Source organism: Paracoccaceae bacterium, from assembly GCA_019454225.1.
GTDB lineage: Bacteria > Pseudomonadota > Alphaproteobacteria > Rhodobacterales > Rhodobacteraceae.
In genome coordinates this window covers 1,086,468-1,101,718 of the sequence record CP075370.1, presented here as the reverse complement: position 1 = coordinate 1,101,718, position 15,251 = coordinate 1,086,468, and the positions used below count along the sequence as shown (strand labels likewise).

Genomic DNA, 15,251 nt, shown 5'->3' with positions numbered 1-15,251 from the left:
ACCGCATGCGTCCCCATTCGCGGGGACGACGCGGTGGAATTCCAGAGGATCGGGGCGCGGGGCCCGGATCGTGACCACATCGGTTCAGATACCCGTCGGGCGCGGTGCACCCGTCAGGTGCGGGGCGTATAGGGGGAGTCGCAGGGGTTGTCAACACGGGCTGCGCGGCGCCGCGGCGTCAGCGGCGCACCCGGTTCAGACGCGCCTCGCGCCACAATGTGAACAGGCCCGACGCCACGATCAGCCCGGCCCCGGCCCAGGTCAGGGCGTCGGGAAGGGTGCCGAACACCAGCCAGCCCAGCAGGATCGCCCAGATCAGCGAGGTATAGCGGAACGGCGCCACGATCGACACATCACCCGACCGCATCGTCTTGACGATGAACAGATATCCCAGGACGACCATGATCGCGGCACCGGCAAGCTGGGCCAGTTCCCCCGCCGAGGGCGCCACCCAACCCTGCCCTTGCAGCGCGCCGACACCCATTCCGACGATCCCCATCGCCATGACTGCCACCGAGGTAAGCAGCGCGATGGTGACCGATGGCAGACTGGTGGAAAACCGCCGGGTCGACAGGTCGCGCACCACCACGAACAGCACCGACAGCACGCCCACGACTGACCAGATGTCGAACCCCTCTGCCCCCGGGCGGATGATCAGCAGGACACCCAGAAATCCCGTGCCGATGGCCAGCATGCGCCGCCAGCCGACAGGTTCGGCCAGGAACAGCGCCGCCGCCAGCGTCACCGCCAGCGGCAGCGACTGCATGATCGCGGACAGGTTCGCCAATGGCATGTGCATCAGCGCCGACAGGAACGTCAGGGTCGAGGCAAGCTCGGCGAAGGTGCGCAGCGCCATCCGCCCCCGGTCCGCACGTGGCAGGGCGATGCGCCATTGCCCCAGCGCCCGGGCCAGGGCCAGCAGAAGCACGGCCGAGATCGCGCCGCGTATCGCGATGGCCTGCATCAGCGGCAGGCTCTGCGTCACGGACTTCATCAGCGCATCGTTGCCGGTGAAGGCGGCCATTGCCACGCACATGAACAGGACGCCACGCGCGTTGTCGGACAGGATCAAGACGGGCCTCGCTGCACCATGGGCGGGGCAGCGGTATCCCTTGCCGCAGCAAAGGACAAGGGCGCGCGGCGGGCATGGAAAACCCCGCCGCCCGGAGAGGGCGGCGGGGTCTGGGTCTGCCGTCCGGCAGGCCGGCTTACAGGTCGCGGCTCTCGATCGTGTCCACGAGTCCCGAATCGCCCTCGACGTCGATCACATCGTCCATCGGCGCGGCCAGCGCGGCCGCAGCCTCTGCCTCGGACCGGCGCAGGTCGATGACCTGCTGGTCGCGGTCGGTCGCGATCTTCTTGACCCGCGTCGTGGCCCCGCCGGTCCCTGCCGGGATCAGTCGGCCCACGATCACGTTCTCCTTCAGCCCCACCAGCTTGTCCCGCTTGCCCTGGACCGAAGCCTCGGTCAGCACCCGCGTGGTTTCCTGGAAGGACGCCGCCGAGATGAAGCTGCGGGTCTGCAGGCTTGCCTTGGTGATGCCCAGCAGGATGGGCTCGGCCGAGGCAGGGCGCAGGCCGCGGTTTTCGGACTTGGCGTTCTCTTCGTCAAGCTCGGCCTTGTCCACATGCTCGCCCTTGAGCAGCGTGGTGTCGCCGGATTCGAGGATCTCGAACTTCTGCAGCATCTGCCGCACGATCACCTCGATGTGCTTGTCGTTGATCTTCACGCCCTGCAGGCGATAGACGTCCTGCACCTCGTCGATCATGTAGTTCGCCAGCGCCTCGACCCCCATGATCCGCAGGATGTCATGCGGCGCGGGGTTGCCATCCATGATGTAGTCGCCCTTCTGGACAAAGTCGCCTTCCTGGACGGGAATGTGCTTGCCCTTGGGGATCATGTATTCCTGCGGCGTCAGCGTCTCGTCCACCGGCTCGATGGTGATGCGGCGCTTGTTCTTGTAGTCCTTGCCGAACCGCACATAGCCGTCGGTCTCGGCAATGATCGCGTGGTCCTTGGGCCGCCGCGCCTCGAACAGTTCCGCCACGCGGGGCAGACCCCCGGTGATGTCCTTGGTCTTGGCGCCTTCGCGCGGGATACGCGCCACCACGTCGCCGGGACGGATGTCCTGCCCGTCCTCGACCGACAGGATGGCATCCACCGACATCGCATAGCTGATCGGGTTGCCGCCATCGCCCCGCACCGGGTCACCGGTTGCCGGGTCCATGATGATGACTTCCGGCTTCAGGTCGTTGCCACGCGGCGCCGACCGCCAGTCGGACACGATCTTCTGCGTCATGCCGGTGGCTTCGTCGGTTTCCTCGCGCACCGAGATGCCCGAGACCAGGTCCACGAACCGCGCCACGCCGCCCTTTTCGGCGATGATCGGCAGGGTGTAGGGGTCCCATTCGAACAGCTTGGCGCCGCGCTTCACCTGCTGGCCGTCCTTCACGTGCACCTTGGCGCCATAGGACACCTTGTGCGACGCGCGTTCCTGCCCGTTGTCGTCGATGATCGCGATGGACATGTTGCGGCCCATCACCACCTGTTCGCCCGCCGCGGTCTCAAGAAGGTTGCCGTTGCGGAACTCCACCCGGCCCTCCTGCGACGCTTCGAGGAACGACTGCTGGCCGCCCTGCGCGATGCCGCCGATGTGGAAGGTCCGCATCGTCAGCTGCGTGCCGGGCTCGCCGATCGACTGCGCGGCGATGATGCCCACCGCCTCGCCGATGTTCACCAGCGTGCCGCGGGCCAGGTCGCGGCCATAGCACATGGCGCAGACGCCTTCCTCGGCCTCGCAGGTCAGCGGGCTGCGGATGCGCGCCGATTGCACGTTCGCCGCGTGGATCGCATCCGCGCGCCGTTCGTCGATCAGTTCACCCGCCGCGACGATCACCTCTTCGGTGCCCGGCACCACGATGTTGTCCGCCGCCACGCGGCCCAGCACGCGCTCGGCAAGCGATGACACGACCTCGCCGTCGTTCACCGCGGCCTCGGCGGTGATCGCACGTTCGGTGCCGCAATCATGGCTGCGCACGATGCAGTCCTGTGCCACGTCCACCAGACGCCGCGTCAGGTAACCCGAGTTGGCGGTCTTCAGCGCGGTGTCGGCCAGACCCTTCCGGGCGCCGTGGGTCGAGTTGAAGTATTCAAGAACGGTCAGGCCTTCCTTGAAGTTCGAGATGATCGGCGTCTCGATGATCTCGCCCGACGGCTTGGCCATCAGGCCGCGCATCCCGCCAAGCTGCTTCATCTGCGCGGGCGAACCCCGCGCCCCCGAGTGCGACATCATGTAGACCGAGTTGGGCTCTTTCTCGGCGCCCGCATCGTCGTAACGGACGGCAGAGATTTCCTGCATCATCTCGGCGGCCACCTTGTCCGAACACTTGGACCAGGCATCCACGACCTTGTTGTACTTCTCGCCCTGGGTGATCAGGCCTTCCATGTACTGCTGTTCGAATTCCTTCACCTGGTCGCGCGTGGCATTCACGATCGGCCATTTGGTGTCGGGGATCAGCATGTCGTCCTTGCCAAAGCTGATGCCGGCACGGAACGCCTCGCGGAAGCCCAGCGTCATGATCTGGTCGCAGAAGATCACCGATTCCTTCTGGCCGCAGTAGCGGTAGACGGTGTCGATGACGGTCTGCACGTCCTTTTTCCGCAGCAGGCGGTTCACCAGTTCGAACGGCGCCTTGGCGTTCAGCGGCAGCAGATTGCCCAGCCGCAGGCGGCCCGGCGTGGTGTCATAGCGCTTCCAGACCTCGTTGCCTTCCTCGTCGATCTGGCGGATCCGCGCCTTGATCCTGGCGTGCAGGTGCACCACGCCCTGGCTCAGCGCGTGCTCCACCTCGTCGATATCGGCAAAGGCCATGCCTTCGCCGGGCATGCCCTTGCGCTCCATCGTGACGTAGTAGAGGCCCAGGACCATGTCCTGCGACGGCACGATGATCGGCGCGCCGTTGGCGGGCGACAGCACGTTGTTCGTGGACATCATCAGGACGCGCGCCTCAAGCTGGGCTTCCAGCGACAGGGGCACGTGAACCGCCATCTGGTCGCCGTCGAAGTCGGCGTTGAAGGCCGAGCAGACCAGCGGATGCAGCTGGATCGCCTTGCCCTCGATCAGGATCGGCTCGAAGGCCTGGATGCCCAGACGGTGCAGCGTCGGCGCGCGGTTCAGAAGGACCGGGTGTTCCCGGATGACTTCATCCAGGATGTCCCAGACCTCGGGACGTTCCTTTTCCACCAGCTTCTTGGCCTGCTTGACGGTCGAGGAAAGCCCCTTGGCCTCAAGCCGCGAATAGATGAACGGCTTGAACAGTTCGAGCGCCATCTTCTTCGGCAAGCCGCACTGGTGCAGCTTCAGTTCCGGGCCGGTCACGATGACCGACCGGCCCGAGAAGTCGACGCGCTTGCCGAGCAGGTTCTGGCGGAACCGGCCCTGCTTGCCCTTCAGCATGTCCGACAGCGACTTCAGCGGGCGCTTGTTGGTGCCGGTGATGACGCGGCCGCGACGGCCGTTGTCGAACAGGGCGTCCACCGCTTCCTGCAGCATCCGCTTTTCGTTCCGGACGATGATGTCCGGCGCGCGCAGCTCGATCAGCCGCTTCAGTCGGTTGTTCCGGTTGATGACCCGGCGGTAGAGGTCGTTCAGGTCGGACGTGGCAAACCGGCCGCCGTCCAGCGGGACCAGCGGGCGCAGTTCCGGCGGGATCACCGGAAGGACGGTCAGCACCATCCATTCCGGGCGGTTGCCGGATTCCAGGAAGGACTCGACGATCTTCAGCCGCTTGATGATCTTCTTCGGCTTCAGTTCGCCCGTCGCCTCCTTCAGCTCCTCACGCAGCTGGTCCGCCGTCGCCTGCAGGTCGATGGCCGCCAGCATCTCGCGGATCGCCTCGGCGCCGATGTTGGCGGTGAAGGCGTCGGCGCCGTACTGGTCCTGCGCGTCGAGGAATTCCTCCTCGGTCATCAGCTGGCCATAGGTCAGGTCGGTCAGACCCGGCTCGATCACGACGTAGTTTTCAAAGTAGAGGATGCGTTCCAGATCGCGCAGCGTCATGTCCAGCATCAGGCCGATGCGGCTGGGCAGCGACTTCAGGAACCAGATGTGGGCGACGGGCGCAGCCAGTTCGATATGGCCCATCCGCTCGCGCCGCACCTTCTGCAGCGTCACTTCCACACCGCATTTCTCGCAGACGACGCCGCGATACTTCATGCGCTTGTACTTGCCGCACAGGCATTCGTAGTCCTTGATCGGCCCGAAGATGCGGGCGCAGAACAGGCCGTCACGCTCGGGCTTGAAGGTCCGGTAGTTGATGGTCTCCGGCTTCTTGATCTCGCCATAGGACCACGACAGGATCCGCTCCGGACTGGCCAGAGAGATCTTGATCTCGTCGAAGGTCTTGACGGGGGCAACCGGGTTGAACGGGTTGTTGGTCAGTTCCTGGTTCATTTCATCATCCCAATCAAAGGGTTGCGGGGGAAGAGCGGCGGGGCAAGCCCCGCCCTACGTAGGTCGGGGCTTGCCCCGACTCCGCCTCACTCCTCCTCCGCATCCAGGAGTTCCATGTTGAGGCCGAGGCCCCGCACTTCCTTGACAAGCACGTTGAACGATTCCGGCACGCCGGCCTCGAAGTTGTCCTCGCCCTTGACGATCGACTCGTAGACCTTGGTCCGGCCCGCCACGTCGTCCGACTTCACCGTCAGCATTTCCTGAAGGGTGTAGGCGGCGCCGTAGGCTTCCAGAGCCCAGACCTCCATTTCCCCCAGACGCTGGCCACCGAACTGCGCCTTGCCGCCCAGCGGCTGCTGGGTGACGAGCGAGTAGGGACCGGTCGAACGTGCGTGCAGCTTGTCGTCGACAAGGTGGTGCAGCTTCAGCATGTACTTCACGCCCACCGTCACCTTGCGCGCGAACTTCTCGCCCGTGCGGCCGTCAAAGACATCCGACTGGCCCGACTGGTCGAACCCGGCGCGCTTCAGCGCATCGTTCACGTCGGCCTCCTTCGCGCCGTCGAACACCGGCGTCGCGATCGGCACGCCCTTGGTCACGTTGCCCGCCAGTTCAAGGAAATCATCCTCGTCCCGGTCGGCAAAGGCCGCCTCGTAGGTGTCGTCGCCATAGGCGATGCGCATCGCCTCGCGCACCGGGGTCAGGTCACCCGACCGGCGATAGGCCTTGAGCGCCTCGTCGATCTTGATGCCGAGGCCGCGCGCGGCCCAGCCCATGTGGGTTTCCAGGATCTGCCCGACGTTCATGCGCGAGGGCACACCCAGCGGGTTCAGCACCAGATCGACGGTCGTGCCATCCGACAGGAACGGCATGTCCTCGGTCGGCACGACCTTGGACACCACGCCCTTGTTGCCGTGGCGCCCGGCCATCTTGTCGCCCGGCTGCAGCTTGCGCTTCACCGCCACGAACACCTTGACCATCTTCATCACGCCGGGGGGCAGGTCGTCGCCGCGGCGCACCTTTTCCACCTTGTCCTCGAACCGGTGGTCCAGCGCACGCTTCTGCGCCTCGAACTGGTCGTGCAGCGCCTCGACCTCCTTGGCCTCGGCTTCCTCGCCCAGGGCAAGCTGCCACCACTGGCCGCGGCTCAGCGTCGACAGAAGCTCGTCGTTGATCTCGGACCCGGCCTTGACGCCCTTCGGCCCCTTGACCGCGACCTTGCCCATGATCAGCGACTTCAGGCGCGAATAGATGTTCCGCTCCAGGATCGCCAGCTCGTCGTCACGGTCGCGCGCCAGACGCTCGACTTCCTCGCGCTCGATCTGCAGCGCGCGTTCGTCCTTGTCCACGCCATGCCGGTTGAACACCCGCACTTCCACGATCGTGCCATAGGCCCCGGGCGGCAGGCGAAGCGAGGTATCGCGCACATCGCTGGCCTTTTCGCCGAAAATCGCGCGCAGCAGCTTTTCTTCCGGCGTCATCGGGCTTTCGCCCTTGGGGGTGATCTTGCCCACAAGGATGTCGCCCGGCTGAACCTCGGCCCCGATATAGACGATCCCGGCCTCGTCGAGGTTGCGCAGCGCTTCCTCGCCGACGTTCGGGATGTCGCGGGTGATCTCTTCCGGCCCGAGCTTGGTATCGCGGGCCGCCACCTCGTATTCGTCGATGTGGATCGAGGTGAAGACGTCATCCTTCAGGATGCGCTCGCTGATCAGGATCGAGTCCTCGTAGTTGTAGCCATTCCACGGCATGAAGGCGACGACCACGTTCCGGCCAAGCGCGAGCTCGCCCATGTCGGTGCAGGGGCCGTCGGCCACCACCTCGCCACGCGCCACCGTGTCGCCCACCTTCACCAGCGGGCGCTGGTTGATGCAGGACGACTGGTTCGATCGCTTGAACTTGCGCAGGCGATAGATGTCGACGCCCGGCTCGCCCGGCTCCAGCAGTTCGGTCGCGCGCACGACGATACGCTGCGCATCGACCTGGTCGATCACGCCCGCACGCCGCGCCATGATCGCGGCACCGCTGTCGCGCGCCACCACGGCCTCGATCCCGGTGCCCACGAAGGGCGCGTCCGATTGCAGCAGGGGCACCGCCTGGCGCTGCATGTTCGATCCCATCAGCGCGCGGTTCGCGTCGTCGTTCTCGAGGAACGGGATCAGCGAGGCCGCGACAGAGACAAGCTGCTTCGGCGACACGTCGATCAGGTCCACGGCATCCGACGGGTTCAGCATGAACTCGCCACCCTTCCGGGTGCTGACCAGTTCGTTGACGAACCGGCCATCGGCATCCAGCGAGGCGTTGGCCTGCGCCACCGTATGCCGCATCTCCTCGGTGGCCGACATGTAGACCACGTCATCGGTCACCTGGCCGTCGACCACCTTGCGATAGGGGGTCTCGATGAAGCCGTACTTGTTCACCCGGGCGAAGGTCGCAAGGCTGTTGATCAGGCCGATGTTCTGGCCTTCCGGCGTCTCGATCGGGCACATCCGGCCATAGTGGGTCGGGTGGACGTCGCGGACTTCAAAGCCCGCGCGTTCGCGGGTCAGACCGCCCGGCCCCAGCGCCGAAAGGCGGCGCTTGTGCGTGACTTCCGACAGCGGGTTAGTCTGGTCCATGAACTGCGACAGCTGCGACGAGCCGAAGAATTCACGCACCGCCGCCGCCGCAGGTTTCGCGTTGATCAGGTCCTGCGGCATGATCGTGTCGATTTCCACCGACGACATGCGCTCCTTGATCGCCCGCTCCATGCGCAGCAGGCCGACGCGGTACTGGTTTTCCATCAGCTCGCCGACCGACCGCACCCGGCGGTTGCCCAGGTGGTCGATGTCGTCGATCTCGCCCTTGCCGTCGCGCAGTTCGGTCAGCGCCTTGATGCAGGCGATGATGTCGTCGCGGTCCAGGGTGCGCTGCGTGTCGGGCTTGCCCAGATCGAGGCGCATGTTCATCTTGACCCGGCCCACGGCGGACAGGTCATAGCGTTCCTTGTCGAAGAACAGCGTGTCGAACAGCGCGCTCGCCGCCTCGACGGTGGGCGGCTCGCCCGGCCGCATCACGCGGTAGATGTCCATGAGCGCGGTATCCCGCCCCATGTTCTTGTCCACCGCCATCGTGTTGCGGATGTAGGGGCCGACGTTGACGTTGTCGATGTCCAGCACCGGAACGTCGGTGATGCCCTGATCCAGCAGCAGCTTGACGGTGCCGCCCTTGGGCTGGCCGTCGCGGTCGTAGTCCATCGTCAGCTCGTCGCCGGCCTCGACCCAGATCTCGCCGGTTTCCTCGTTGATGATGTCCTTGGCGACATACTTGCCCACGATGTTGTCGAAGGGCACCAGCAGCTCGGCGATGTTGCCTTCGCGCGCCCAGGTGTTCGCCATCTTCGGCGTCACCTTCTCGCCCGCCTTCAGGATCACCTCGCCGGTCGCCGCATCCACCAGGTCATAGGACGGGCGGGTGCCCGACAGGCGCCTGGGGAAGAACTTCGTGGCCCAGCCCTTGTTCTTCACATGGCGATAGCTGACCGTCTCGTAATAGGCATCCATGATGCCTTCCTGGTCCATGCCCAGCGCATAGAGCAGCGTCGTCACCGGCAGCTTGCGGCGACGGTCGATCCGGGCGAACACGATGTCCTTGGCGTCGAACTCGAAGTCCAGCCACGACCCGCGATAGGGAATGATGCGGCAGGCGAACAGCAGCTTGCCCGACGAATGGGTCTTGCCCTTGTCATGGTCGAAGAACACGCCGGGGCTGCGGTGCATCTGCGAAACGATCACCCGCTCGGTGCCGTTCACGATGAACGTGCCGTTCGACGTCATCAGGGGCATGTCGCCCATGTAGACGTCCTGTTCCTTGATGTCCTTGACCGACCGCGCGCCGGTGGTCTCGTCCACATCGAACACGATCAGCCGCAGCGTCACCTTCAGCGGCGCGGCATAGGTCATGTCGCGGCTCTGGCACTCGTCCACGTCGTACTTGGGCTTCTCCAGCTCGTAGCGCACGAACTCCAGAACGGCCGTCTCGTTGAAATCCTTGATCGGGAAGACCGACTGGAACACGCCCTGGATCCCCTCGCCGTCGGCCGGCTTGTCGCCGTCGCCCGACCGCAGGAACAGGTCGTATGAGGATTTCTGAACCTCGATGAGGTTCGGCATCTCCAGCACTTCGCGGATCTTGCCGAAGTAGCGGCGGATGCGCTTCTGGCCAACGTAGGACTGCGCCATGCTCGTGGTCACCTTTCGTCTCTGTCGCGGGCGGGCGGCCGTCGGGGGCACGGGCGCACGCCGTTTGCGAGAGGGGGCAGGGTTCCATTCGTGCCGTCCGTCCCACCGGGCGGCTCCCGAACCCTTTGCCGCACCCGGGGGGAGGGTCCGCCACGCGGACCCCCCGCCAGGAGGCGGGCCTTTCTACGGACACGACCGGGCCCGGCGAAGGCCGGACCCGGTCACATCTTCGTGCTGTCAGGATGCCGGCGGCATCCCGCCGGTCACTTCAGCTCGACCTTGGCGCCAGCCTCTTCGAGCTTCTTCTTCATGGCTTCGGCGTCGGCCTTGTTGGCCTGTTCCTTCACCTTGCCGCCGGCTTCCACCAGGTCCTTGGCCTCTTTCAGGCCCAGGCCGGTGATGGCGCGCACTTCCTTGATGACGTTGATCTTGTTCGGGCCGGCTTCCACCAGCACGACGTCGAACTCGGTCTTCTCTTCCTCGGCCGGGGCAGCGGCGGCGCCCGGGGCGGCAGCCATCATGACGGCGCCACCGGCGGCCGGCTCGATGCCATACTTGTCCTTGAGGATCGTCTTCAGTTCCTGGGCCTGGAGCAGCGTGAGGTTCACGATCTCTTCGGCGAGTTTGTTCAGATCAGCCATTTTTGCTTTCCGTTCAGGTTAGATGGGGTCCAACGACGCGGGATCAACCCGCGCGGGCGAGAGGGATCAGGCGGCAGCCTTCTCCTCGATGGTCGACAGGATGCTCGCGATGTTCGACGCAGGCGCACCAATGGCCCCGGCCAGATTCGATGCCGGAGCACCGATGCAAGCCACGACCTGAGCGATAAGCTCTTCGCGCGACGGCATCGAAGCCACGGCCTTCACACCGGCCGGATCCAGGATCGCACTGCCCATCGCCCCGCCAAGGATGACGAACTTCTCGTTCGTCTTGGCATAGGCCTCGCAGACCTTCGCCGCAGCGACGGGGTCTTCCGAGAAGGCCAGCACGGTCATGCCCGTCAGCAGCGCACCCATCTTCTCGCTGGGTTTGCCGTCGAGGGCGATCTTGGCGAGCTTGTTCTTGGCAACGCGCACGGAACCGCCGACGTCGCGCATGCGCGCCCGCAGATCCTGCATCTGTTTGACCGTGACACCCGCGTAGTGGGCAACCACCACGACGCCAGAGCTTTCGAAGATCTGGCCGAGTTCCTCGACCAGTTTTTCTTTCTGGGCTCTATCCACAGTTTCACTCCAAGGTAGGGGGTTTCCCCCCGGCTCATGTCTTCCCCGGATCGCTCCGGGGCCTTCGGGTCCGTGATGCGTCCCGAAACCAAGACCACCCAGGGGGTGAAATCCGTCTCGTTCCCCATCTCAGGCTGGATATTAAGGTGTTTGCGCACCACCCGCCGTCTCGGACAGGACCGGGCGTCTCCGCCCGGCCATCCCTCTGCTTTCGCATCGGGAATTCACCTTGCGCCCCGTAGGGTGCGCATTCATTGCGCACCCCTACGGATCACATCAATTCGCGGTCGCGCTGGACAGGTCCACCGACACGCCCGGCCCCATGGTCGAGGACAGCGACACCTTCTTCAGATAGGCACCCTTGGCCCCCGAAGGCTTGGCCCGGCTGACCGCATCGACGAAGGCGCGCACGTTCTGCGCCAGTTTCTCGTCGTCAAAGCTGACCTTGCCCACGCCCGCGTGGATCACGCCGGCCTTCTCGACCTTGAACTGCACCTCGCCGCCCTTGGCATTCGCCACGGCCGTCTTGACGTCCATCGTCACCGTGCCGACCTTCGGGTTCGGCATCAGGTTGCGCGGCCCGAGGATTTTCCCAAGGCGACCCACCAGCGGCATCATGTCGGGCGTCGCGATGCAGCGGTCAAAGTCGATGTTCCCGCCCTGGATGCGCTCCATCAGGTCCTCGGCGCCCACGATGTCGGCACCCGCGGCCTTGGCCTCGTCAGCCTTCGCGCCACGCGCGAACACCGCCACGCGCACGACCTTGCCCGTGCCGTTCGGCAACTGGACCACGCCGCGCACCATCTGGTCGGCATGGCGCGGGTCGACGCCCAGGTTCATCGCGATCTCGACGGTTTCGTCGAACTTCGCGGTCGCGGCCTGCTTGATCAGCTTGACGGCCTCTTCGACCGACAGGTTCGCCTTGCCCTCGACAACGGCGCGGGCAGCCTTCAGACGCTTTGCAACTTTTGTCATGATGCTCAGCCCTTCACTTCGATGCCGCAGGACTTGGCCGACCCGAGGATGATCTGCATCGCCCCCTCGATGTCATTGGCATTCAGGTCCTTCATCTTGGTCTCGGCGATCTTGCGGATCTGCGCCACGGTCACCGTTCCCGCCACGTCGCGGCCCGGCTTGGCCGACCCCTTGGCGCGGTTGCGCTTGCCGACCGGCGGCAGGCCGGCCGCCTGCTTCAGCAGGAAGGACGCGGGCGGCGTCTTGAACTCCAGCGTGAAGCTCTTGTCCTGATAGTAGGTGATGACCACCGGCGTCGGGGTGCCCGGCGCGATCTCGGCGGTCTTGGCGTTGAATTCCTTCACGAACGCCATGATGTTCAGGCCGCGCTGGCCCAGCGCCGGGCCCACGGGGGGCGACGGGTTGGCCTGCTGGGCCTTCACCATCAGCTTCAGGCTTCCGATTACCTTCTTGGCCATGATGGCCGCTCCTTTCTCACTGCGCCCCGGCCCTGTCGGGCGGTCAGGCGCGGTTTAGTGGTTCGGTCCGTCACCGGGTCGCCCCGGCGCTCGCCTCCCACGGTTGCCCACTCAGAAGCCTTTCGACACCTGCGTGAATTCCAGTTCCACCGGCGTCGGACGGCCGAAGATCGACACCGACACCTTCAGGCGGCTGTGCGCCTCGTCCACGTCCTCGACCATCCCCTCGAAGCCCTCGAAGGGTCCGTCGGTCACCTTCACCTTCTCGCCCACGTCGAACCGGATCAGGTTGCGCGGCGCGACCTCGCCCTGCTCGACGCGGTTCAGGATCGCGTTGACCTCCTCGTCGCGCATCGGCATCGGCTTGCCCTGCGGCCCCAGGAACCCGGTCACCCGGTTGATCGAGGAAATCAGGTGATAGCCGCGGTTGCTCATCTCCATGCGCACCAGCACATAGCCGGGCATGAAGCGCCGCTCGCTCGTCACCTTCTTGCCGCGCCGCACCTCGATCACCTCTTCGGTGGGCACCAGCACCTCTTCGATCTCGTCCTGAAGGCCCGCATCAACCACGGCCTGCCTGATCTGTTCGGCGATCTTCTTCTCGAAGTTCGAGAGAACACTCACCGAATACCACCGCTTCGCCATGCCTGCCGCATCCCCTCTGTCCCCGGTTGGCCGGGTCTATGTTCTGCCGGACCCGCCAGGGCCCACCGGAACGAAAAAAGCGCGCAACCCGAATCGCTGCGCGCCGATGTCGCCGGAACGGGGGTCGCGATACCGCCCCCGCGCCCGGAGTTCAAGGCGAAATGCGTGTCACCCCACGGCGCCGAGCATCAGGCTCAGGCCCCAGCGGATCGAAAGGTCGACCAGCGAGAAGAACGTGGCGGTCAGCGCCGCCATGATGAAGACCATGATCGTGGTCAGCAGAACCTCGCGCCGCGTCGGCCAGACGACCTTGCCGACCTCGGCGCGTGCCTGCTGGAGGAACTGGAGCGGGTTGGTCCTGGCCATGGTCGGTATCCTGCGCGATCGGGGATCAGGGGCAGATACGCGGACGGGCGGGGGAATTCAAGGGCAGGCGGCGCCTTGGCGGCCCGGCCGTCACGCCATGCCCTGCATCAGCCGCCGCACCGGCGGCCGGGCCTCGCGCGCGCGCTCGTGCAGCGCCATCGCGGCCAGCCGCCGCGCCACCGCCTCGGGCACCTCCTCGGCCGCGCCCCCCCGGCGGCCGCGCAGCGCCGCCAGCCGCGCGACGATCCCCGGCGCGGGCGCGCCGGGCTCCCGGGCGGCGGGCTTCAGACCCCGAAGAATGCGTGCGATGGACAGTGGCATGGCGCTCTCCTCTTGCGGACAGGACCAAGAGTCGCCTGCAACTTTGACGAAAACTTGCCCTTCCGGGGACACGCCCGGGGAAAGATCGCGCCATGTTCGGGACTGGCAGGGGCAGCAGGGCTCGAACCCGCGACCTACGGTTTTGGAGACCGTCGCTCTACCAACTGAGCTATACCCCTATTCCTGCCCGCCGATTACGTCAGCCCGTGCTGGAACGCAAGGGGTCACGCCTCGGCCGCAAGGCGCCGCAGCGCCGCCCGGTCCGGCTTGCCCGCGCCCGTCAGCGGCAGCGCCGCCATGCGCAGCACCTGCACGTCCGGCAGCCCCGGCACCGCCGCGGCCACCGCCGCCGCCAGCGCCGACCGCGACAGCTCCCGCCCCGCCACCAGCGCCAGCCAGGGCACATCCCAGCCGTCGCCGCGCGGCACGCCAAAGGCCGCCGCCGCCGTCACATGCGGCACCGCCAGCGCGGCGGCCTCGATCACCTCGGGCAGCACCGTCACCGTGCCGCAGGACAGCGCCAGATCGGCCCGCCCCGACAGATGCAGCCGCCCTGCCCCGTCCAGGTGCCCGCAATCCGCCGTCAGCATCCAGCCGTCATCGTCGAACGGCCCCTCCGCGTTCAGATAGGCCCCGGTCCGCTGCGCCTCGGGCACGCGGATGCGCAGCCGCCCGCTGCCCGGCTGCGGCTCCACCTCCACCCCCGGCACCAGCGCCCCGATCTGGCCGGGGGCGTCGCCCTCCTGCCCCGGCCGCCCCAGTGCCACGGTGCTCAGTTCGGTCGTGCCGTAGATCACCGTCAGCGGTGCCCCGAACACCAGTTCCACGCGCTGCGGCAGCCCGGGCGGGCACATCGCCCCCACCGTCATCGGCATCCGCACGCCAGGCCCGCCACCGCCCGCCGCCCGGCACAGTTCGGCCAGTTGCGCGGGTGCGGCGATCATCATGTCGACCCGTTCGGCCCCGATCCGCGCCAGCGTGGCCGCCGGTGTCGGTGCAGGCAGGATCACCGCCTGCCCCTCGGCCCAGGCCGCATAGGCATAGCGCCACCCCGCCGCAGACCCGATGTTGAGGCAGGTCATGATCGGCCCGCGCGGCGCGCCCGCCATCTGCACCAGCAGCCGGTGCCGCGCCAGTGCCGTGCCCGGGCCATAGCCGATCAGCTTCGGCACACCCGATGATCCCGATGTCGCCAGGATCAGCCCGGCCTCGTCCCCGGGCACCGGCGGCAGGTCGCCGCCATCGTCGCGGTCCGCCGACCAGTCCGGCCCGAAGGCAACGACCGTCCGCGCAGGCCCGCCGCTGCCCGGCTGCACGACCGCAAGATCGGCACGGAACCCGGTCTGCGCCAGCACGGCAGGCGGCACCAGCAAGGGCCGCGCGCCCAGACGCATCGCCGCCAGCCAGATGCAGGCCTGAACCGCCGGATTGTCCACCCATGCCGCCACCGTCTGCCCTGGCGCGGCGCCCGCGCCCCGCATCCGCCGCGCAAAGCCTTCGGCCGTGGCCCACAGCCGCGCCCACCCGACGCGCTGGCCGTCACCCGTCAGCAGCGCAAGCGCCTCTGGCCGTGTCCCGGCCTGACGCATC

The 15,251-nt window shown here is 66.6% G+C and carries 11 protein-coding genes and 1 tRNA gene; all 12 read right to left on the bottom strand.

Going from position 1 to position 15,251, the window contains the following annotated elements; translation table 11 throughout:
- Positions 1-178: 178 nt before the first annotated feature.
- The 12 genes from KF887_05135 to KF887_05080 all read right to left on the bottom strand — a co-directional run bounded on the left by KF887_05135 (position 179) and on the right by KF887_05080 (position 15,250).
- Entirely contained in the window at positions 179-1,072 is an 894-nt protein-coding gene (locus KF887_05135; GenBank protein QYK42505.1) for a DMT family transporter, read from the bottom strand.
- Positions 1,073-1,208: 136 nt separating this feature from the next.
- Positions 1,209-5,453, bottom strand: a complete 4,245-nt coding sequence (gene rpoC / locus KF887_05130; GenBank protein ID QYK42504.1) for a DNA-directed RNA polymerase subunit beta' — start codon at positions 5,451-5,453, stop codon at positions 1,209-1,211.
- An 86-nt stretch (positions 5,454-5,539) separates the two neighbouring features.
- On the bottom strand, positions 5,540-9,673 hold the full coding sequence (rpoB, locus tag KF887_05125) for a DNA-directed RNA polymerase subunit beta (GenBank protein ID QYK43443.1): 4,134 nt from the start codon (positions 9,671-9,673) through the stop codon (positions 5,540-5,542).
- Positions 9,674-9,936: 263 nt separating this feature from the next.
- The gene (rplL, locus tag KF887_05120; protein ID QYK42503.1) at positions 9,937-10,314 is read right to left on the bottom strand and encodes a 50S ribosomal protein L7/L12; all 378 of its coding nucleotides are present in this window, start codon (positions 10,312-10,314) and stop codon (positions 9,937-9,939) included.
- 66 nt (positions 10,315-10,380) lie between these two features.
- Positions 10,381-10,896, bottom strand: a complete 516-nt coding sequence (rplJ, locus tag KF887_05115) for a 50S ribosomal protein L10 (GenBank protein ID QYK42502.1) — start codon at positions 10,894-10,896, stop codon at positions 10,381-10,383.
- A 276-nt stretch (positions 10,897-11,172) separates the two neighbouring features.
- Positions 11,173-11,871: a 50S ribosomal protein L1 gene (gene rplA, locus KF887_05110; GenBank protein ID QYK42501.1), complete on the bottom strand. Its 699-nt coding sequence runs from the start codon at positions 11,869-11,871 to the stop codon at positions 11,173-11,175.
- A gap of 5 nt (positions 11,872-11,876) precedes the next feature.
- The gene (gene rplK, locus KF887_05105; GenBank protein QYK42500.1) at positions 11,877-12,329 is read right to left on the bottom strand and encodes a 50S ribosomal protein L11; all 453 of its coding nucleotides are present in this window, start codon (positions 12,327-12,329) and stop codon (positions 11,877-11,879) included.
- A 111-nt stretch (positions 12,330-12,440) separates the two neighbouring features.
- The gene (gene nusG, locus KF887_05100) at positions 12,441-12,974 is read right to left on the bottom strand and encodes a transcription termination/antitermination protein NusG (GenBank protein QYK42499.1); all 534 of its coding nucleotides are present in this window, start codon (positions 12,972-12,974) and stop codon (positions 12,441-12,443) included.
- 168 nt (positions 12,975-13,142) lie between these two features.
- On the bottom strand, positions 13,143-13,340 hold the full coding sequence (gene secE / locus KF887_05095) for a preprotein translocase subunit SecE (protein QYK42498.1): 198 nt from the start codon (positions 13,338-13,340) through the stop codon (positions 13,143-13,145).
- A gap of 90 nt (positions 13,341-13,430) precedes the next feature.
- Positions 13,431-13,661 carry a hypothetical protein gene (locus KF887_05090; GenBank protein ID QYK42497.1) on the bottom strand — a complete coding sequence of 77 codons (231 nt, stop codon included), beginning with the start codon at positions 13,659-13,661 and terminating at the stop codon, positions 13,431-13,433.
- A 103-nt stretch (positions 13,662-13,764) separates the two neighbouring features.
- A tRNA-Trp gene (locus KF887_05085) sits at positions 13,765-13,840 on the bottom strand.
- A gap of 45 nt (positions 13,841-13,885) precedes the next feature.
- The gene (locus tag KF887_05080) at positions 13,886-15,250 is read right to left on the bottom strand and encodes an acyl--CoA ligase (GenBank protein QYK42496.1); all 1,365 of its coding nucleotides are present in this window, start codon (positions 15,248-15,250) and stop codon (positions 13,886-13,888) included.
- Position 15,251: the final 1 nt, after the last annotated feature.

Bases quoted from the DNA above. Each gene is read 5' to 3' on its own strand.
- rplA (QYK42501.1), bottom strand. From the start codon at position 11,871: ATGACAAAAGTTGCAAAGCGTCTGAAGGCTGCCCGCGCCGTTGTCGAG.
- rpoC (QYK42504.1), bottom strand. From the start codon at position 5,453: ATGAACCAGGAACTGACCAACAACCCGTTCAACCCGGTTGCCCCCGTC.
- rplL (QYK42503.1), bottom strand. From the start codon at position 10,314: ATGGCTGATCTGAACAAACTCGCCGAAGAGATCGTGAACCTCACGCTG.
- rpoB (QYK43443.1), bottom strand. From the start codon at position 9,673: ATGGCGCAGTCCTACGTTGGCCAGAAGCGCATCCGCCGCTACTTCGGC.
- rplK (QYK42500.1), bottom strand. From the start codon at position 12,329: ATGGCCAAGAAGGTAATCGGAAGCCTGAAGCTGATGGTGAAGGCCCAG.
- secE (QYK42498.1), bottom strand. From the start codon at position 13,340: ATGGCCAGGACCAACCCGCTCCAGTTCCTCCAGCAGGCACGCGCCGAG.
- KF887_05090 (QYK42497.1), bottom strand. From the start codon at position 13,661: ATGCCACTGTCCATCGCACGCATTCTTCGGGGTCTGAAGCCCGCCGCC.
- KF887_05080 (QYK42496.1), bottom strand. From the start codon at position 15,250: ATGCGTCAGGCCGGGACACGGCCAGAGGCGCTTGCGCTGCTGACGGGT.
- nusG (QYK42499.1), bottom strand. From the start codon at position 12,974: ATGGCGAAGCGGTGGTATTCGGTGAGTGTTCTCTCGAACTTCGAGAAG.